Source organism: Fertoeibacter niger, from assembly GCF_009380135.2.
In the GTDB taxonomy this organism is placed as follows: domain Bacteria; phylum Pseudomonadota; class Alphaproteobacteria; order Rhodobacterales; family Rhodobacteraceae; genus Fertoeibacter; species Fertoeibacter niger.
On sequence record NZ_WHUT02000016.1, the window covers coordinates 44,633 to 64,288 of the forward strand.

Annotated in this window: 10 protein-coding genes; 3 read left to right on the forward strand and 7 right to left on the reverse strand. The window is 69.0% G+C overall.

Annotated elements, in window-relative coordinates; all coding sequences use genetic code 11:
• Positions 1-457 precede the first annotated feature (457 nt).
• Positions 458-1,402: a glycosyltransferase gene (locus GEU84_RS19215; RefSeq protein WP_174540005.1), complete on the reverse strand. Its 945-nt coding sequence runs from the start codon at positions 1,400-1,402 to the stop codon at positions 458-460.
• A 345-nt stretch (positions 1,403-1,747) separates the two neighbouring features.
• On the opposite strand from GEU84_RS19215, the gene GEU84_RS19220 reads away from it, so the two are divergent.
• Positions 1,748-4,978 (forward strand): M10 family metallopeptidase C-terminal domain-containing protein, encoded by a 3,231-nt coding sequence (locus GEU84_RS19220; protein ID WP_152828521.1) that lies wholly within the window; start codon positions 1,748-1,750, stop codon positions 4,976-4,978.
• Positions 4,979-5,179: 201 nt separating this feature from the next.
• Positions 5,180-7,417 (forward strand): CAP domain-containing protein, encoded by a 2,238-nt coding sequence (locus GEU84_RS19225; RefSeq protein ID WP_152828522.1) that lies wholly within the window; start codon positions 5,180-5,182, stop codon positions 7,415-7,417.
• A gap of 40 nt (positions 7,418-7,457) precedes the next feature.
• Here GEU84_RS19225 and GEU84_RS19230 read toward each other — a convergent pair whose 3' ends face one another.
• The 4 genes from GEU84_RS19230 to GEU84_RS19245 all read right to left on the reverse strand — a co-directional run bounded on the left by GEU84_RS19230 (position 7,458) and on the right by GEU84_RS19245 (position 14,165).
• On the reverse strand, positions 7,458-9,767 hold the full coding sequence (locus tag GEU84_RS19230) for a sulfatase-like hydrolase/transferase (RefSeq protein ID WP_241427774.1): 2,310 nt from the start codon (positions 9,765-9,767) through the stop codon (positions 7,458-7,460).
• Positions 9,757-11,298, reverse strand: coding sequence for a hypothetical protein (locus GEU84_RS19235; RefSeq protein WP_152828524.1), 1,542 nt, complete (start codon positions 11,296-11,298; stop codon positions 9,757-9,759). Before GEU84_RS19235 ends, GEU84_RS19230 begins: the two co-directional genes overlap by 11 nt.
• A 162-nt stretch (positions 11,299-11,460) precedes the next feature.
• Positions 11,461-12,747, reverse strand: coding sequence for a DUF1501 domain-containing protein (locus tag GEU84_RS19240; protein WP_152828525.1), 1,287 nt, complete (start codon positions 12,745-12,747; stop codon positions 11,461-11,463).
• Between the two features lie 8 nt (positions 12,748-12,755).
• A complete protein-coding gene (locus tag GEU84_RS19245; protein WP_241427775.1) occupies positions 12,756-14,165 on the reverse strand; it encodes a DUF1800 domain-containing protein in 1,410 nt (469 codons plus the stop codon).
• Between the two features lie 558 nt (positions 14,166-14,723).
• Here GEU84_RS19245 and GEU84_RS19250 point away from each other — a divergent pair.
• Entirely contained in the window at positions 14,724-16,403 is a 1,680-nt protein-coding gene (locus tag GEU84_RS19250; RefSeq protein WP_152828526.1) for a calcium-binding protein, read from the forward strand.
• A gap of 171 nt (positions 16,404-16,574) precedes the next feature.
• Here the strand turns inward: GEU84_RS19250 and GEU84_RS19255 are convergent, their stop codons facing one another.
• Together GEU84_RS19255 and GEU84_RS21390 are read right to left on the reverse strand one after the other, a co-directional pair.
• Positions 16,575-17,450: a sulfotransferase family protein gene (locus tag GEU84_RS19255; RefSeq protein WP_152828527.1), complete on the reverse strand. Its 876-nt coding sequence runs from the start codon at positions 17,448-17,450 to the stop codon at positions 16,575-16,577.
• 207 nt (positions 17,451-17,657) lie between these two features.
• Positions 17,658-19,484 (reverse strand): glycosyltransferase family 2 protein, encoded by a 1,827-nt coding sequence (locus tag GEU84_RS21390; protein ID WP_338144842.1) that lies wholly within the window; start codon positions 19,482-19,484, stop codon positions 17,658-17,660.
• Positions 19,485-19,656 lie beyond the last annotated feature (172 nt).

Consider the following 19,656-nt stretch of genomic DNA (forward strand, 5'->3'; position numbering starts at 1 on the left):
GCGCCAGCACAACCCTCAACCGGCCCCCGCATGCCGGATGCCGGATGCCGCACCTCCTGCGCCGCTCATGCCCGGCCAGGACGCTGGCGCAGGGATCCGCCAGCTGCGGCACGAAAGCGGGCTGGCAATGGTCGCGGTCCTTCGGATCGCGGGCGGCGTCTTGCAGCTGTCCGGGTCCAGGATCAGCGGAGCCAGCGCCTCGGGGATCCGGGCGCGGCCCTGCCTATGGCCAAGCCTTGCAGCATGTCCTTGCAGGTAGGGGCATGCCAGGCCCGCGACTGGTCCACGAAACCCGCCGTGCCGCGTCTGGCCAAAAGCCGGACCGGATCCATCAGGCGGCCGCTGCCCAAGGCGAGAACATCCTGCATCCTGCCGGTTTCATTCCTGGTCAGCCGTGCTCCGGGGTGGGTGCAATCTGGCGGCGGCGGGAACTGATGGCAATGTCACCCCCCGCCGGTCAGACCCGCCCCAGCAGCGCGGCCAGATAGACGACCGCGGTGGCGCGCCAGCCCTGGCGGCGCAGCCCCAGGCGGCGCAGCAGGGCGATGCGCCCGGGCCCCGCCCGGCGGGGTGCGGCCAGAAAGGCCGCAACGGTTGCGCGCTGCGGCGCGGGCAAGAGCGGGGCCGCCGCCTGCAGGGCGCGGGCATTGGCCGCCACCCATGTCCCGTAATCCTGCGCCAGCACCAGGCTTGCCCGGCGCAGACCGGCCCGCAGCCCGCCCGGCGCGCCCATCACATTGCCGCCATGCTGGCGGTAAAGCAGCACGCGCCGGCGGTCCAGCACCGCGCGCCCGCCCGCAGCGGTGACCAGCAGCGTCAGCCACCAGTCATGGAATGGCACAGGGGGCTGCCCCGCCGCGCGCACCAGCGCCAGCGCCTGCGCATTCAGCACCATGCTGTGCCCGGCCAGCACGTTCTGCAGCATCGCCGTGGCAAACACCGGCGCGCCGGGCGGCGGGCGCGAGCCGCCGATGCGCCGCCCCGCCCCGTCGATGTAAAAGCTTTGTGCCGAATAGATCACCGGCTCTGCCGCCCCGGCCGGAATGCAGCGCAGCGCGCGCGCCAGCTTGCCCGGCAGCCAGATGTCATCCTGATCCGACAGCGCCACCAGGCCCGGCGGCAGATCGGGATGGCCCAGCAGGCTGAGGAAATTCGCGGCCGATCCGCCGCGCCCCGGCCCGCGCAGCAGGCGGATGTCATGCGCCCCGCCATTCGCGCGGCCATGGTCGCGCGCGAAGGCCGCGAGAATGTCGCCTGTGCCATCGGTCGATCCGTCATCGCTGACCCAGAGCGACCAGTTGCCATGCGTCTGGCGCAGATAGGAGGCCAGCTGTTCGCGCAGGAAGGCCGCACCGTTCAGCGTGCAGAGCAGGATGGTCACATGGCGCGGGTCCGGGGGCATCATGCGGTCAGGGGCCTCGGGGTGAAGGAAAAGGGGCGTGGAATGGGGCAGCACAGGGCATAACAGGGCGCATCTGCCGGGGCCAGAGGGGGTGGCCCCGCCTGGCCGTCCCGCCCCCGTCTGGCCGTCCCGCCCCCGCCTGGCCGTCCCGCGCCCGTCTGGCCGGCACGCGCGCCTGCTGCGCCCGCCTTGCATCGAATGCATCCTAAACGCCTTGGTTCTGCCATGATCCCTTGGCGGATCGTTAAGCCAGCTGCCGCACCCTGGGCGGGCTTATGTGGGTAAGCGCAAAGGGTGCCAGGGGTGGCGTATTTCAATCATGTCGGGACAAGTTCCGGCGGTCCGGTGGCATTTGTCACCGGGATCACCGATCTTGATGTTCACTGGGTCAACGGCACGGCCCGGCTTTATGCCACGACGGTGCTGGGCGGCGGTGTCTCGGTCCGCACCATCGGGGCGGGGCCCGGTGCCGGGATGGCATTGCTGGATTACCGCGCGCACAGCCTGTCGGGCGTGCTGGCGGCCCCGCTGCGCACCGAACTGCTGGACTGGGGCGGTGCGCCGTTCCTTGCGGTGTCGGGGCGCGTGGAAAGCGGGCTGCGCGGCTTCCGGCTGGCCGCAGACGGTGGCCTTGACACCGCGCGCACGCTGACCGGGCCGGGCACGGGGGCCATCAGCGCGCTGGAGACGGTGACGGCCGGCGGGCAGCGCATGCTGGTCACGGCGGCGCTGAACGGCGGCGGGCTGACCAGCTGGGGCCCCGCGGCCGATGGCGGGCTGCGGATGCTGGCGCAGGCGGGCAGCCGTGCGGTGCTGCCCGGGCTGGATGTGGCGGCGCTGGCGCAGGCCGACACCGGCAGCGGCACCTTCGTGCTGGCGGTCTCGGCCTTCGACAACGCGCTGACCAGCTATCAGATCAGCACCACGGGCCGCATGGCCCGCGTCGCCGAACTGGGGGCCGCCGAAGGGCTGGGCATCGCCGCGCCCTCGGCGCTGGAGACGGCCAGGCTGGCCGGTGTCACCTATGCGCTGGTGGGGTCGGCGGGCAGTTCCTCGATCAGCGTGGTGCGGCTGCGCGCCGATGGCACGCTGGCGCTGGCCGATCATGTGATCGACGGGCTGGACACGCGGTTTCAGGCCCTGGGCGCGCTGGAGGTGCTGGAGGTGCAGGGCCGCGTCTTCGTGATCGCGGGTGGCGGCGATGACGGGCTGAGCCTGATGACCCTGCTGCCCGGCGGTCGGCTGCTGCATCTGGAAAGCATCGCGGGCACCGCCGCCACGGCGCTGGTCAATGTCACGGCATTGGCCGCCGCCTGGGTGAACGGGCGGATCGAGCTGTTCGCGGCCGGTGCCGGAAAGGCCGGGATCAGCCGCTTCGTCATCGAGACCGGCGCGCTGGCCCCTGTTCTGGTCGGCGGCGACGGGGCAGACAGCCTGACCGGCGATGCGCGCGGCGACCTGATCGCGGGCGGCGCGGGCGATGACCGGATCTTTGGCGGCGGCGGCAATGACATTTTGCTGGACGGCCCCGGCGAAGACCGGCTCTGGGGCGGCACGGGGGCCGATACCTTCGTGCTGGCGCGTGATGGCGAAAGCGATGTGGTGCAGGATTTCCAACTGGGCATCGACCGGCTGGATCTGTCGGCCTGGGGCCTGCTGCGCAGCCTTGACCAGCTGGAGATCACCGCCACCGCCACCGGGGCGCTGATCCGCTTCGGGGCGGAACGCCTGACCCTGATCAGCGCCGACGGCCGCCCGCTGGACCCGCGCGATTTCCGCGAGGCGCATATCCTGAACCTGTCGCACAGCCCGGTGCTGGCCGAGGTGTCCGTGCCGGTGCTGGGCGGCAGCGGGGCGGACCGGCTGACCGGCAGCGCCGGCGCCGACACGCTGCGCGGCGGTGCGGGCGATGACCGGCTGGCGGGGCTGGCGGGCAATGACCTGCTGGAGGGCGGCGACGGGCGCGACCGGCTGGACGGCGGATCGGGGGATGATGTGCTGACCGGCGGCGCGGGGCATGACACGCTGCTGGGCGGGTCGGGGGATGACACGCTGGCCGGTGACGCGGGCCGCGACCGGCTGAGCGGCGGCGCGGGCAATGACCGGCTGGCAGGCGGGGCCGAGGCCGACACGCTGGCGGGCGACGAGGGCGACGATCTGTTGCAGGGCGGCGATGGCGATGACAGCCTGTCGGGCGGGGCCGGGGCCGACACGCTGGAAGGCGGCGCGGGAAATGACCGGTTGCTGGACGGTGCCGGGGCCGATCATCTTTACGGCGGGGCGGGGGCGGATACGTTCGTGCTGGCGCTGGATGGCGCCACCGACACGCTGCATGATTTCCAGCCGGGGCAGGACCGGATCGACCTGACCGGCTGGGGCAGGGTCACATCTGTCGCGGACCTGGCCATCTGGTCCATCCCGGGCGGGGCCGCGATCCGCTGGGGGGCCGAGGCGATCGTGCTCTTGTCTGCGGATGGTGGCCCGATCCGCCCATCCCAGCTGACGGCGGGCAGCTTTGTGCTGTTCCCTGCGCCTCCCCCTCCGCCTCCGCCGCCCCCGCCTCCGCCTCCGCCCCCTCCGCCGCCCCCGCCGCCCGGGGGGGGCACGCCCGGCCCTGACCTGCTGACCGGGGGGCGCGGGGCCGACAGCCTGGCGGGGCTTGCGGGCAATGACACGCTGCGCGGCGGCGAGGGCAATGACACGCTGATCGGCGGGCCGGGGGCCGATGTGCTGGATGGCGGCGGCGGCACCGACACGGCCAGCTACGAGGGGTCTGTCAGCTCGCTGCTGGCCGATCTGCTGTTTCCGGGCTTCAACACCAATGTGGCGCGCGGCGATACCTATATCAGCATCGAGAACCTGACGGGCAGCCAGGGCCAGGACAATCTGCGCGGCACGCATGGCGCCAACGTGATCAGCGGCAATGGCAATGTGGATTACATCTTCGGGCGGCAGGGCAATGACACGCTTTATGGCGGGGTCGGCGATGACGTGCTGTTCGGCGGGCCGGGGGCCGACCATCTGGTCGGCGGGGCCAACCGCGACCGGGCGCAATATTCGCAAAGCACCGACAACCTGACGCTTGATCTGGCCAACCCCCGGCGCAACACGTTCGAGGGGATCGGCGACAGCTATGACAGCATCGAGGATCTGGCAGGCGGTTTCGGGGCTGACCGGATCTGGGGCGATGCCGGAGACAACGGTCTGTTCGGGCGCGAGGGGGCCGACACGCTTTATGGTCTGGCGGGCAATGATTACCTGAACGGCGGCGCGCATTCCGACTGGCTGGATGGCGGCCCGGGCAATGACACGCTGCGCGGCGGCCTGCATGCCGACACTTTCGTCTTCAACAGCGGGCGCGACGTGATCGAGGATTTCGACGGCGCGCTGGGGGACAGGATCGCGTTTTCCGCCGCTCTCTGGGGCGGCGGCATGCGCAGCCCCGAGATGATCCTGGCGCTGAATGCCCATGTGACCGGCGGCAGGGTGGTCTTCGCCTTCAACGGCGGGCATACGCTGGTGCTGGAGGGTGTCAGCCGTCTGGCAGGCCTGGCAGATGACATTTTCGTGATATGAAGGGCTTTTCCGGGCAGGATCACGGAATAGTTTTCATAGTCCTGCGTTATCGCCACATGCGGGACCGGCAAGCCGGGGTGCCTGCCCCATGATTGCCGCACTGCCATGCTATGGCGTCACAGCCAGCCCTGACCGGCTGGCCCGCACCGGGCGGCGTCAGCGGCCCGTGTTTCTGAAAATGAATCACCGGAGCCTGCCCGCATGACCGTCACCGCCGCCGAACAGCTGCTTGTCGAAATGCTGAACCGCGCCCGGCTGGACCCTCTGGGCGAAGCGGCGCGTTACGGGCTGGCCGATCTCAACGCCGGGCTGGCCCCCGGAACCATCCGCGCCGTGCCCCTGCAGGCGCTTGCGCCGAACACGCTGCTGGAAGCGGCGGCAGAGCGCCATTCGACCTGGATGCTGGAGACCGACACGTTCAGCCATACCGGCGCGGGGGGCAGCAGCACATTCGACCGCATCCGCGCGGCGGGCTATGACATGTCCGGCAGCTGGCGGGCGGGCGAAAACCTTGCGCTGACGGCCACCACGGGGGCGGTCAACCTGAACACCGCGGTGACAGAGCATCACAAGGGCCTGTTTCTCAGCGCAAGCCACCGGACCAACATCCTGAACGGCGAATTCCGCGAGATCGGGGTGGCGCAGGTCGAGGGCCGCTATACCAGCGGGGGCGTCACCTACAACGCCTCGATGCTGACCGAGAATTTCGGCACCTCGGGCAGCCGGGTGTTCCTGACCGGCGTGGTCTATGCCGATCTGGACAAGAACGCCTTCTACAGCGTGGGCGAGGGCCGCGGCGGGGCTGTCTTTGCCGCCGGGGCGGCGAAATCGGTGGCGCAGGCGGCGGGCGGGCACGCGCTGGCGCTGGCCCCTGCGGCGGATGTGGCGGTGACGATCACCTCCGGCGCCCTGACGGCAGCGGTGCGCATCGACCTTGCCAGGGGCAATGCCAAGCTGGATCTGGTGGATGGCACGCATCTGCAGACCTCGGCCGATCTGGTGCTGGTCAGCGGCATCGCCCGCGCCACGGCGCTTGGCACCGGCCATATCGCGCTGACCGGCAGCGCCGCCAATGATCTGCTGACGGGCAATGCGGGCAACAACACCCTGACCGGCGGGGCCGGGGCCGATACGCTGCTGGGCGGCGCGGGAAATGACCGGCTGGTGGACGGTGCAGGGGCCGACCAGCTGTCGGGCGGCCTGGGGCAGGATACCTTCGTCTTTGCCGCCGACGGGGCCACCGACACCGTGCGCGATTTCCAGATCGGGCAGGACCGCATCGACCTGACCGGCTTTGGCCAGGCGGCGCAGCAGATGGTGATCCAGGCCACCGCCACCGGCGCGGTGATCCAGATCGGGGCCGAGCAGATCGTGCTGAATTCCATGGACGGGCGTTCCATCGCGCCGGAGGCGCTGCTGGCGGCGGGGGTCATCACCCGCGTGTCTCTGCCGCCGACGCTGATTTCCGGCGGCCCCGGCGATGACCTGCGCGACGGCACGGCGGGCGACAACATCATGACTGGCCTTGCGGGCAACGACACGCTGCGGGGTGGCGAGGGCAATGACACGCTGATCGGCGGGCCGGGGGCCGATGTGCTGGATGGCGGCGGCGGCACCGACACGGCCAGCTACGAGGGGTCTGTCAGCTCGCTGCTGGCCGATCTGCTGTTTCCGGGCTTCAACACCAATGTGGCGCGCGGCGATACCTATATCAGCATCGAGAACCTGACGGGCAGCCAGGGCCAGGACAATTTGCGCGGCACGCATGGCGCCAACGTGATCAGCGGCAATGGCAATGTGGATTACATCTTCGGGCGGCAGGGCAATGACACGCTTTATGGCGGGGTCGGCGATGACGTGCTGTTCGGCGGGCCGGGGGCCGACCATCTGGTCGGCGGGGCCAACCGCGACCGGGCGCAATATTCCGACGGGGCCAATGACATCATCGTCGATCTGGCCGATCCGTCGCGCAACACGCAATCGGCGGCGGGCGACACCTATGACAGCATCGAGGATCTGGCGGGCACCGGCGGGGCGGACCAGCTGTGGGGCGATGCCGGGGACAACGGACTGTATGGGCGCGAGGGGGCCGACCGGCTTTATGGCCGCGCGGGCAATGATTACCTGAACGGCGGCGCGCATTCCGACCGGCTGGATGGCGGCCCGGGCAATGACACGCTGCGCGGCGGCCTGCATGCCGACACTTTCGTCTTCAACGGCGGGCGCGATGTGATCGAGGACATGCTCTATGTCCAGTCCGACCGCATCGCCATCGACAAGGCCCTGACCGGCGGCGTGATCCGGACGGGCGCGCAGCTGGCGGGCTATGCCGATGTGGTGGGTGGTGTGGTGGTGTTCGATTTCGGCGGCGGCAACACGCTGACGGTGCAGAACCTGTCCAGCCTTTCCGGGCTGGCCGACAACCTGTTCGGTTTCTGAGAGGATTCAGCCCCCCGACGCTTTCAGCCCCCGGACGGTTTCAGCCCCCGACGCTTTCAGCCCAGGCCAGCGCCGCCCGCAACGCCGCGCCATCCGTCTGGCCTTCCAGCACCACGACGCTCATCCCCAGGCGGATCACCACATCCGGCCCGTCCTGCGCGATGTCGGGCGTGCCGGGCCAGCCCGCCAGCCGGATCGCATCGCCCGCGCGCCAGTCGGTGATCGTGGTCACGCCCCCCCAGGCGATGTGATAGGTCACGCCGCCCTCGCCACCGGTGATCGTGTTCTCGCCCGGCCCCACATGGAACTGGTCGCGCCCGCTGCCCGACACCACCCGGTTGCGCCCGGGCCCGGTGTGGATTTCCGATGAATGATCGCCATCGGTGATCAGGTCATTGCCCGGCCCGCCATGGATGATGTTGAACCCGTCGCCGCCGCGGATCACGTCATCGCCCGGCCCGCCGTCCAGCGTGTCGCGCCCGTTGCCGCCGGTCAGCGTGTCATTGCCCGCCCCGCCATAGAAGGCGTGCCGGTCATTGCGCCGCCCCGACAGGGCCACCAGCCGGTCATGGCCCGCCCCGCCCTCGAACACCGCCCCGGCATAGACCGGCCCCACCATCACATCATCGCCCGCGCTGCCGGTGACATGCACCGACACCCGTTCCGACGCCTCGAACCTGATGGCCGAGGCCGGATGCGCCACGATGCGCACCACCTTGCCCACCGCGCTGTCGGTCTCGTTCCGGGCGGTGACCGTCGCCATGCGCACGGTTTCGATATTGGCGGGCACCCGCAATGTATAGCCATCGGGGCCCGCCAGATACCACAGCGTATCCTGCCCGCCGTCGGGGCCTTCGACGATCTTTTCCGCCGCCTCGCCGTAAGCCCAGTAATCATTGTCGGCCGGACCACCGGCCAGCACCACCGCGCCATCCATCGCCATCATGGCGTTGATGCCATCGGCGGGCCGTTCCATCCCGCGCAGGTCCAGCCCCAGATGCAGCCCCGCCGCCACCAGTTCGGCGCGCAGGGCAGGGGTATCGGGGCCGCCTGCAAGATTGGTCGTCTCGCCGGGGTCGGCCACCACGTCATAGACATGCTCTTCGCCATTGGGATAGCGGAAGTAGCGCAGATGCGTCAGCCCGGGGGTGGAGGGGCGCACCGACAAGGTGCCGAACACCGCCGTCAGCGGTGATTTCGTGCGGTCATAGACACCGAATGCGGGGTCGACCAGCGGCAGCAGGCTTTGCCCCGATACCCAGGCGGGGCGTGGCGGCAGGCCCGCCAGATCAAGGATGGTTTTCGGCAGGTTGTGCAGCGACACCGGGCAATCCACCACCTGCCCGCCGGGCATGCCGGCATGCCACAGGCCCAGCGGCACATGGGCCGCCGAATCCCACTGGCTCATCTTGTGGAAACTGTCATGGGTGCCCAGGTTGAAGCCGTTGTCCGACAGCAGGATCACCGTGGTGTTGCCCCCCAGGGCCGAGGCACGCAGGGCGTCCATGAAGCGGCCGATCTCGTGATCGACATGGGAACAGGCGGCGAAATAGCCGCGCACCACCTGCCGCCAGGCGTCATCCCCGGCCTTTTCCGGCGTCCACTGCCCGTTGACGATATAGGCCGCCTCATAGACCGCCATGCCGGGCTGCGGCCCGTGGAAATCATCGGGATGGGCGGATGCGGGCCAGGTGATCGCCGCCGCGTCATACATCTGATAGAACCGGTCCGGGCAGGTCAGGTTGTAATGCGGGTGCTTGAAGCCCAGCTGGATCAGGTGGCGGCGCGCGGGGTCGGCGCGGCCCAGATAATCCACCGCATTCGACGCCACGCTGTGATCGTAGAAGGTGTGGTCGCAACTGCCGTCATCATCGGGGTGGTTCACCCCCTCGATGCCCGGCCCCTTGTCCAGATAGGCATGCACGCCCCGGCGGCGGCCCCGGTCTTCGGCGGGCATATCCTCGTGGAACAGGATGCGGCTGTATTCCGCGGGCATGGGTTTGTAATTGGCATCGGTCTTGCCGGTGGTGAAGGTGCGGAAACCGGCGCGGCGCAGGTCATAGGCCCAATGCGCCGTGGGCGGCAGCACATCGCGCCAGAAGCGGTTCAGGTCGACCAGCCCGGAGCGGAAGGGCGACAGGCCCGTGGCAATCTCGGCCCGGCAGGGCGCGCAGAGCGGCACCGTGGCATAGGCATTGGCGAAACGGGTGCCTTCCGCCATCAGCCGGTCGATGTTGGGCGTGCGGATCGTCACCCCGAAGGCATGGCGCCAGTTGAAGATGTCGATCATGTCATCAATCCAGATGACGCAGATGTTGCCCTGCCGGGCGGTGGCGGGGTCAAAGGCCAAGGTCTTGCCTTTCCTGTCTGCGGGCCCGTTTGCGGGCCTCTTTTCTATTGGGCACGGCATCTGCCTGCGGGGCAGGGGGGCCGCCCCTGTGCACCGGCAGCACGGCGGGCAGCGCCCAGCGGTGCAGCGGGCCGCCAGCGCAGGGGGCGGCCCATGTATCGCGCAGCGCACCCCGGTTGGCGGGATGACCCCCGGGGCCGGGGCCGGGGGCCGCGCCATGCGCGTAATGCAGCAGCGGGGCCGGCTGGCCCGCAGCAGCCTCGGGGGCTGCGTCGCAGGTCAGCAGCAGGGCCTGCGGGTCATCCGGGGCCAGGCTTGCCCCGGTCACGCGGCAGGGCGTTGCGGTGCCCGTCAGGTGAAAGCCGCAGGCGGGGCCTGTGCCAAACGCATCCTCGATCACCAGATCGCCCATGGCGCGGGCGGTCACGCGGATCGTGGCGCCCTCGCTTTCCGCCAGCAGCAGCAGCGGGCAGAACCAGGGTTCGTGCTGTGACAGGCTCACGATCGCATGGGCATCCATCGCGGCCATCCGCGCCCTTGCCCCGGCTGTCGGGCGGCCATGGCGGGTTTGCGCGAACATGTAGCCGGGGGCAGGCAGCGTGACATGCAGGGCGTCCTCGCCCCGGGCCAGATCGGCCAGCGCCCGGATGGCGGGGTGATCGGTCAGCCAATGCGTGCCCGCCTCTGCCGGGATCAGAAACACCGGGCGGGTCAGGCCGCGCGCGCCCAGATCACGGATGATCTGCCGCATCAGCGCGCGCATGCCTTCGGCAAAGCCTGCGGCAGTGCTGGTCTGGTCTTCAAGCCCGTAATCCAGGCTGACCGCCAGCACGCGCGGGCATTTGCCAAGCGCGGCGGCGGCGGCCACCAGACTGTCCAGCGCGGCGCGGAAATTGGCCCAGGCCAGGCCCTGACCCAGGGCCGCGATATCTGCCGATCCGTCGGTTTCGGCGCGCACCATGAACAGCGGCAGGCCGCGCATCGCCTCATGGCGCCAGCCCAGCAGCGTATCCGCGATCAGCGCATCGCGGCTGCGGTGCGGGATCTGTTGCAGCGCCGCCGTTGCCGAGACGGCACCCGTCCCCTCCAGCCCCACCGCGCCGATGTCATCCCCCGGGGCCAGCACATGCTGCGCAAAGGCGGCTGGCCCGTCGTTGAACCCCGCCGCCCGCGCCCCCCCCAGCCGCAGCAGCGCATATAGCGGGCCGGGCGCATCGGCCAGGATGTCGCCGCCCGCGATGGCCCGCCGGTAGCCGCGCGCTGTGCCCCCGGGCGCAAGCCGCGCGGTGAAATGCCACCATGCGCCATCCGCCCGCAGGTTCCAGGCGTCGATATCGCCCAGAATGGCGGCGGGGTCGGGCGTGGGCGCATCCCCCGGCCCACCAAGCCGCAGCCGCAGGTCGGCCAGCACCTGATCCGGCAGCCGCAAGGTCAGCCCTGTGGCATCGGCCGCCACCACATCGCCGTTTTCAACCCTGATCAGCACGCCGGTCAGGCGCGGCGCGGTGGTGAACGGCGGATCATCGGGCATCGGGGGCTTTCGGGCAAGGCGGGGCGGGCAAGGCGGGGCGGGCAAGACGGGGCAGGGCCATTGTCGCGCGCGCGCCTGCGCCGGGTCAAGGCCCGCCCCGCCAAAGCTCCTCCCGCCTGCCCCTGCCGCTGCCACGGCCCGGGTGTTGGCCGGATACCGGGCCTACAGGGTGATCCTTCGGTCGGCCCCCATGTCCAGCCCCGGAAAGATGCTGCCCTCCAGCAGGCTGCGGTCAAAGCCGTAAAGGCCGCGCATGGTCCAGGCTGCCCATTCGCGCACATCCGAGGTGGGCATCAGGTCGCGCCGGTCATAAAGCGATGCCTCGTCAAGCCCCGGCCATCTGCCATGGACCTTGCCGCCGCGCGCAGCGCCGCCCGCCATCACCATGACGCCGGCTGTTCCGTGATCCGTCCCGGCCGTGCCGTTTTCCCGCGCGGTGCGGCCGAATTCGGTCATCGCCAGCACGACGGTATTGCCCCACACATCGCCCAGCTGGCTGCGCAGGCGCAGGATCGTGCGCTCCAGCTGGGCATAGGGTTTGGCGATTGCCGCCGCCTGGTTGCGGTGCGTGTCCCAGCCCGACAGCGAGAAGGCGGCGATGCGGGTCTCGCCCTGCAGGCGGTCGGCGGCGAAATCGATCAGCCGGTCAAGGCCTGCGAATTCCTTCGGGCCGGTGGGCATGCGGGCAGGCTGCATGCCGTCGCCGCCCGCCATATCTTCGGCCCCCGCCATATCTTCAGCCCCCGCCATATTTTCAGCACGGGCCAGCTCTTCCGCCCCCGCCAGCTCTTCTGCCAGTGTCAGGGCCTGGCCCGCACTGTCGCGAAACAGCGGGTCGTCGTGATAGACATGTTCCAGCAGCAGACGGTTCTGCGCCGAAATTTGCAGCTGGATCTCGGGGGCCCAGCTTTGCGCGGGGGCCGGGCCCTCCAGCAGCGGCAGCGCCTCGCGCCCCACCGCATAGGCGGTTTCCGCGGCCAGCCCCGGCACCGCCTGCAGCATCCGGTTCAGCCAGCCGTCCCGCACCGCCCCGGCGGGCACATCCATGCCCGTGCCCGCCTCCAGCAGATCCTGCCCGGTGAAATGGCTGCGCTTGTCGCGGTAGGGCGTGGAGGTCGCATGGACAAAGCCCAGCTCGCCCGCCTTCCACAGCGGCATCAGGCCGCCCAGCGGCGGGGCCAGCGCAAAGAACCCGTCCAGATCCCGCGCCGCCGCCCCCGCCGTCAGTTTCGGGCGGTAGGCCGACAGCAGCGGGTCGCCCAGCGGCCGCACCGCATCCAGCCCGTCCAGCGCGCCGCGCAGGATGACGACGACCAGCCGCCTGTCGCCCAGGCCGCGCCCCTGTGCCAGTGTCACCGTGGTGGTCAGCGGGTGGGCTGCGACCGAACAGGCCGCCCCCAGCAAGCCCCTGAGCATGAAACGCCGGTCGATCCGCGTGTCGATCCGCATGGGCTCTCCTATCTGCGGTTGAATTCGGGCGAGGCCAGCACCAGCCCCACCGCCTCGCGCCGGGTTTCGGCGCGGCTGACCGCCTGCAGCAGCGCCGCACCGGCCGCCTCCCCCAGCGCCTGCCCGGCGAACCGGACGGGGTCGGGAAATGCGCCGCCCAACAGGCGCTGCGGCACATCCATGGCCCAGATGATCCGGGCGGCAAGCCCCTGCGGGGTGATCCAGGCCTCGGCCTCCTCGGGCCAGCCGTTCGGCCCGCCGGGGCTGAGGAAGGTCTGGCCCATGCCGGTCAGCGGCGCGATGGCCAGCCGGTCCAGCCGCCGCCAGGGCATGCCCATCACCTGCGCGCCCGTCACCCCCAGCGCCTTCAGCCCGGCGGTGACGAAATCATAGGGCTGGCGCACCTTGCCGCCCCCCGGGCCGCCCCCCGGGCCGCCCCCTGTGCCGCCCCCCGGGCCACCCAGGGGGGCCCAGGCGGCGGGATGGTTCAGCAGGGCGGCATAGACCGCCGGCAGGTCGCCGCCGCTGTCCAGAAAGGCGCGTTCCAGCGTGGCGACCAGATCCGCGTCGGGCCGGTCGGCCACGAAATGCACCGCCAGTTTTGCCGCGATGTGCCGCGCCGTTTCGGGATGTGTCGCCAGCATCTCCAGCGCGGCGCGGATCGGCTGCAACCCCTTGCCGCCAAAGCGGCTGTCCAGAACGGTTTCGGCCCCCGGCTCGGCCCAGCCACGCCGGAAGACAAAGCCCTGCCCGGGGTCAAAGCCCAGCCCGGTCAGCAGCTCGGCCATCTCGCGCACATCGGTCTGGCTGTAGGCGGCCCCGACCCCCAGCGTGTGCAGCTCCATCAGCTCGCGCCCGAGGTTTTCGTTCAGCCCCCGGTTCCTGCGCCGGCCCGCCTCGGAGCCGGGGCCAACCGACGTGTCCTGGTCCAGATAGATCAGCATCGCGGGATGCAGCGTGACCGCCTGCAACAGATCGGAAAACCGTCGGTTCAGCTGCGGGCGGATCGCATCCTCGACCAGCGTCAGCGGCAGCATCCGCTCGCGTCCGCTGCGGGCGATGGTGGTGAAATGATCCGCCCAGAACCGCACAAGCCTTTCGCGAAAGCCGTCTTCCGCCGCGATGCTGCGGGCCAGCGTGGCACGGGTGCCCTGCTGCCAGCCCACGGCCACCGCCTGCAGGGCGGCCCGCCGCTCGGCCAGCAGCACGCCGGGGTCCGTGCCCTGCCGTTCCTTGCCGCGCGTGGCATCGACGGCGGCCATCAGCGGCAGCGCCTCGGCCAGCCCCGGGGCCGGCCAGGCCCGCGCCGCATGATCCGGCCCGGCCAGGGCGGCCAGCATCGCATCGGGTGTGACGGGGGCGCCTGCGGCCAGCGGAAGGCCCGTGCCAAAGCGGATGGCGGCGATGTGATCTGTCATCTGGGCTCCGGCCGGGCGTCGGCGTCAATGGTCCTTGTCCGGGGTATATAGGCAGCGAACGGTCAGGTGTCACCGCCACCGGCCTTTTCCGGCACAGCCTGCGCGCACTCTTGCTGACAGGCCGGGCACCGGTGATCGCCTTGTCTGGCCTGAATTGTCCGGCCTGAATTGTCCGGCCCGAATGGTCTGGCCCGAATGGTCTGGCCTGAACGGCTTGACCTCGGTCGCCGCGCAACGCAGGGCATCCCTGCGCCGTTCTCGCAAGGCACGGCATTGGCCGGGGGCCGGACCGCGTGGAAACAGCCCGCATCTTGCCCCCGCAACAAGACCGTGCGGGCAGACCGTGGGGGCCGCCCGCAGGCACCCGGAAGAACCACATGATGCCACGTCCGGCATGCCGCAGGGGTGGCGCGGAACGCTCGGGTTTTGCTTGCCAGAATCATGGGCCCTGCACATCATTCGCAGCCGCTTGCTGCTGCGGCGATCAATCATATTGAACCGCGGCAACGTGCTGATTGCCCTGAGGCGGAAGCTGCGTGGTTTGAACAGGAGAGCTAAATGGCTAACATCAACTATAACTCGGCATTGTTGTCCGGATCGGACGTTTTCTATTATCTCAATGAATTGAAGACAGGAACGATCAGCTCAGCCACAGCCACGTCGGTCACCTACGATATCGGAGGCTTCCTGGTCACCATCACCGGTGTGGGGCTGGTCACCAGCGTCGTGGGCGGCAAGCTGTATCTGACCAGTGGCGTCATAGACGGCATCAGCATGAGCAGCGGCGGATCGACATATTTCACCATCACCGGCCTGAACATGGGCGGGGCCAAGTTCAACAAGGCGCTGCAACTGGATGAAGCCGGCACCAATACGCGCGCGCTTGAAAACCTGTTCCAGTCCACGCCCTATGTCTTCAACCAGGGAAATGCGGCTGATTACTTCGGTCCGGGCGCAACGACGAGTGATGGTATCGAGATCCTGCTGACCGCAGCCAACGTCTTCAACCTGAACGGTGGCAATGACACGGTCTATTCCGGCAGCGGCAATGACACGCTGTTCGGCGGCACCGGCAACGACCAGCTTTATGGCGGCGACGGGGCAGACAGCATCGATGGCGGTGACGACGATGATTACCTCGAAGGTGGCCGGGGCAATGACACGCTGATCGGCGGCGAGGGGGTCGACGGACTCTACGGCGGGGGGGAGAATGACGTCCTTGACGGTGGCGACGACGATGATGTGATCTATGGCGGGCTCGGCAACGATACCGGCTATGGCGGCGCAGGGAACGACTACCTTTACGGCGAGGCTGGCAATGATGCGCTCTATGGCGGCGTGGGTGCCGACGTGCTGACGGGCGACGCCGGCAATGACCTTCTGGTGGGGGCCGAGGACGACGACTACCTTTACGGCGGCCTTGGCAATGACACGCTGAATGGTGGCGATGACGAGGACTATCTCTATGGCGGGGCGGGCAATGATTCACTCGTTGGTGCCGGTGGCGTAGACAACCTTGACGGCGCGGAGGGCGATGACACGCTGAACGGTGGCGATGATGTCGATTACCTCGACGGTGGTGAGGGCAACGATCTGCTGATCGGCGGCAACGGCAATGACACGCTCTATGGCGGTGAGGGGAACGATACCCTCCGGGGCGGCAGCAACAACGATTACCTGGATGCCGGCGACGGTGACGACTCGGTTGATGGCGATGACGGCGCGGACGTGATGTATGGCGGAAGCGGCAATGACACGCTGAACGGCGGCCTCGGGAATGACAACGTGTCGGGCGACGCGGGCATGGACGTGGTTTCGGGCAATGACGGCAATGACACGCTCTATGGCGGCGGGGGTGCCGATACCATCTACGGCGGGATAAACAACGACCAGATTTACGGCGGAAGCGGTGCCGATCAGATTTACGGTGGCGAGGGCATCGATACGCTTTATGGTGACAGCGGAGCCGATACCTTTGTCTGGTCTTCGGTGCTCGAGACCGGAAACGGGGCAACCCGGGATACGGTCTTCGACTTCCAGTCGGGTGAGGATCTGATCGACCTGCGTGGTTTCGGTGGCCTTACCTTTGTCGGAACAGCCGGGTTCACCGGTGCCAATCAGGTGCGCTTCCTGACCAGCGGTGTTCTGGCCGGCGACCTGAACGGCGATGCGATCATAGACTTCCAGATCCGCCTGCAAGGCGTTTCGCAGTTTGACGCCTCTGACATCCTTCTCTGAGCGCGACGGCTGATCTTCGGTTGCGAGCCGCATCTTTCGGGATGCGGCTCGCTTCTTTGCCCTCACGTGGGAACACAACGGGCTTGCCCGGCCCCCGGGCCCGTTTCCCGGTGGTTCCTGCCGGAACATCCCCTGCCATGCGGTCAGGGCCGCGGGCCGGGTGCGCCGGGGTCATCGGGGCGTGCCGAGCGCATCGACCTCGGCCTGCAAGGCGCGGGCGGCGGACAGCACATCGGCCGGAAACAGCGACAGGTCGCGGTCCTGGCTGCGCCCGATGCTGGTGGGGTGCAGCAGATCGTCGGGAAGCGCCGTAGCGGCGGGAAGCCCCAGGAAATCGCGCAGGCGCGGCCAGTGCCAGTCTGGCCGCCGGCAGTAATCCTCATAGGACACGGCCAGGAAGCGGCCCGGCATCCGCGCCGCGCCAAAATCCAGCGCGGCGCGGTTGGCCGCTGTCCAGTAGCGCAGCTGGTGCAGCGGCAGCGGGGTGTCGGGGCTGCGGTCCAGCCCGTAGAGATGGCTCCAGTGGCGGGCCTGCCAGGTGTTCTTGCTGAACGCCATGTCCAGCCCGTCGCGCACCACATGGATATAGCGCAGGCCGGGAAACCGGGCGGCAAGCTGGGGCAGGAAAAGATGCGTGTTGGGCTCTTTCCAGCCCCAGGGGCGGCTGGAATCACCGGGCCGGGGGCCGCTGTCTGTCAGGCTGTCGGCATCCTCGGCGTTTGCCCCGCATTTCCATGGGCCGGAGGGCGGCAGATCGGCGCGCAGCTGCGCCAGAAGCGCGCGCTCCTGCGGGCGCAGGTTGTCGCGCAATCCGCTGGTCGTGGCGCGGAAAAACAGATCGGCCGCCTCTGTGACAGTGTCGCTGTCGGGGCGTTCCCTGGTCCAGACCGACCGCTTGAACAACAGCGTGAACCAGAGATTGTCCAGCGAGGTGTTGAGCCGCCCGCCCATGTCGATGCCGGCGGCCATCAATGTGGCGGCAAAGACGCGCGTGCCGGACCCACCCAGACCGCCGACGGCGACCCGCGGGTTTTCGAATGTGCTCATGGTCAAGAGGCTCCCTCATGGCGCGTATTTCCGCAGCGGACACTGCCCGCAAAGCGCCGCGCTGTCACGGTTGAAAGGTGCCGCGCCAGGGGTGCGGGCTGCCGAAGCCTTGGGGGCGCAATTCCGGGCGGATAAATTGTCAAATGAAATCAATATATTGCATAATAATCCTTATGCGATGCCCTTTCCTGCCCGCCGCCATGGGCCTCAGGCATGGGCGGCGGCGATGTTCTGCGGGTCCAGCGCCGGACGGGCGTGCAGCCCCAGATCGTCGAACAGCGCCGCATAGGCCGCCGCCCCCGGCAGCGCCCGTCCGGTCAGCAGGATCAGCCGGGGCGGGGCGATGCGGGCCAGATCCAGCGCGGCGGCCAGCAGGGCCGGGGTCACATCCGGGGCGCCGATGGCCAGGCTTTCGGGCCGCTGGCGGGCCAGCAGGGCGGCCAGGGCTGCGGCATCGCCCAGCGGTGCCGTCTCCAGCGCCAGACAGGGGCCCGGCCGGATGGCGTTGCGCGCCCAGACCTGGTGCAGGGCGGTCTGCCAGCCGCTGTCCGCCTCCTGCACCACCTGTGTCAGTGCGGGCAGCGCGCGGGCCAGCAGCGCCGCCTGAAAGCCGCAGCCTGCCCCCAGTTCCAGATGGCTGCGGCTCTGCGCCAGCAGTTTCGGCAGGTGGCGTGCCAGTGACCGGCCGAATTTGCCGGCGCGGATCAGGCTCAGCGCCGATGCCGTGAACAGCCGCGCGTCGCAGGGCAACGCGATGCCCTGACAGGGGAACCATGCGATGGCCGGGCCAAGACCGGAAGGATCGGGGCCGGACAGGTCGGGGTGCAGCAGGTAAGGCCCGCTGGCGGTTGGCACCTCTGCCACCCTGGCACCCTGCCCCTTTGCCGCGCGCTCCTTTGCTGCGCGCCTGTCCTGCGTCTGCTTTTCCGACACGGTCTTTTCCACCCGGCTCATCAGCGCCGCGATCTTTGCGGGGTCGCGCGCCTGCGGGGGTTTCGCCGCAACCTCGGTGATCGGCACAAGGCTGGCGGCCTTCAGCCCTTCGACCAGTGCCGCATAGGCATCCGTGCCCTTGAATTCCGCCAGCCGCGCCTCGGCCCGGTCAAGCGCCGCATGGTGCAGCCGGTGCAGCACCGGGTCGGCCAGCAGCGCGTCGAATATCCGGCCCCGCGCGGCGGCATAGCGCAGCATCGTGTCATCGGCCACCTCGTTGCGGTCCTGCAAGGCCCAGTAATCGGCGTTGTATTTGTCGGCCTTGAGATTCACGTTGCCGCGGAACTTGCGGATCGCATAGGCATCGACCGATTTCACCGCATAATGGTTCATCTGCGCCCAGCCGTAGCCCACCGTGCGGGTGATCGACCGCCAGCCGCGGAACTTGAAATACTCCTCCATGGGCGCGCCCGACCCGTTCAGCCATTTGACCGAGGCGGGAAAATCCGTCTCCAGCCATTTGTTCTTCATCTTGGGCCGGTGGATGCCCAGTTTCCAATGCTCGGTGTCGTATTGGAACAGGGTTTTCACCCCCCAGCCCTTGTTCCAGTCCGGCGGGGCGGCGCGCAGATATTGTTCGGTCACGGGCGCGCGCGACCAGTGATGCACCCCGCCGGAACCGAAGATGCGCCAGGTGATGACGATGCCATTGGCGCCTTTGGCCTTTGCATCGGCGATCATCCCGTCAAGGCCCCCGTTGCCATGGCGGATGCACAGAAACTCATCGGCATCGAAGACCAGCAGCCAGTCTGACGCCGCCACCAGCGGCTCGGCCTCGGCATAGTTCAGCGCCGAGGGCTGCGGGCGCAGGCCGGGGGGCACATCGTTGCGCCGGTGATGCGCAAGGCCCAGTTCCTGCAACCGGATCAGCATGTCATCGGTGCCATCCGAACAATCGTTCGTATAGACCAGAATGTCGGTGAACCCCACCGCCAGATGATGCGCCACCCATTCCAGCAGGTAAGGCCCCTCATCCTTCATCATCGACAGCGCCATGATGCGGCCATGCGGGCTGACCCGCGCCCGAAGGTCATCAAGCACGGAGGAACCGCCCTGCTGTTGCGCTGTCTCTGCCACGATGCCGCCTCTTTCGCTTTGCATGCTCTGCCCGCCAACAGGGGCCGCCGCCCATTGCTGGACAGGCGGAATCCGTTAGGGCATTATCCGCGAAAATACAAAAAAAATCACTTTATCAAGTGATTGTTGAGGGAAG

Coding starts and splice junctions, on each gene's coding strand:
- GEU84_RS19215 (WP_174540005.1), bottom strand. CDS start 1,402: ATGCCCCCGGACCCGCGCCATGTGACCATCCTGCTCTGCACGCTGAAC.
- GEU84_RS19225 (WP_152828522.1), top strand. CDS start 5,180: ATGACCGTCACCGCCGCCGAACAGCTGCTTGTCGAAATGCTGAACCGC.
- GEU84_RS19235 (WP_152828524.1), bottom strand. CDS start 11,298: ATGCCCGATGATCCGCCGTTCACCACCGCGCCGCGCCTGACCGGCGTG.
- GEU84_RS19240 (WP_152828525.1), bottom strand. CDS start 12,747: ATGCGGATCGACACGCGGATCGACCGGCGTTTCATGCTCAGGGGCTTG.
- GEU84_RS19245 (WP_241427775.1), bottom strand. CDS start 14,165: ATGACAGATCACATCGCCGCCATCCGCTTTGGCACGGGCCTTCCGCTG.
- GEU84_RS19250 (WP_152828526.1), top strand. CDS start 14,724: ATGGCTAACATCAACTATAACTCGGCATTGTTGTCCGGATCGGACGTT.
- GEU84_RS19255 (WP_152828527.1), bottom strand. CDS start 17,450: ATGAGCACATTCGAAAACCCGCGGGTCGCCGTCGGCGGTCTGGGTGGG.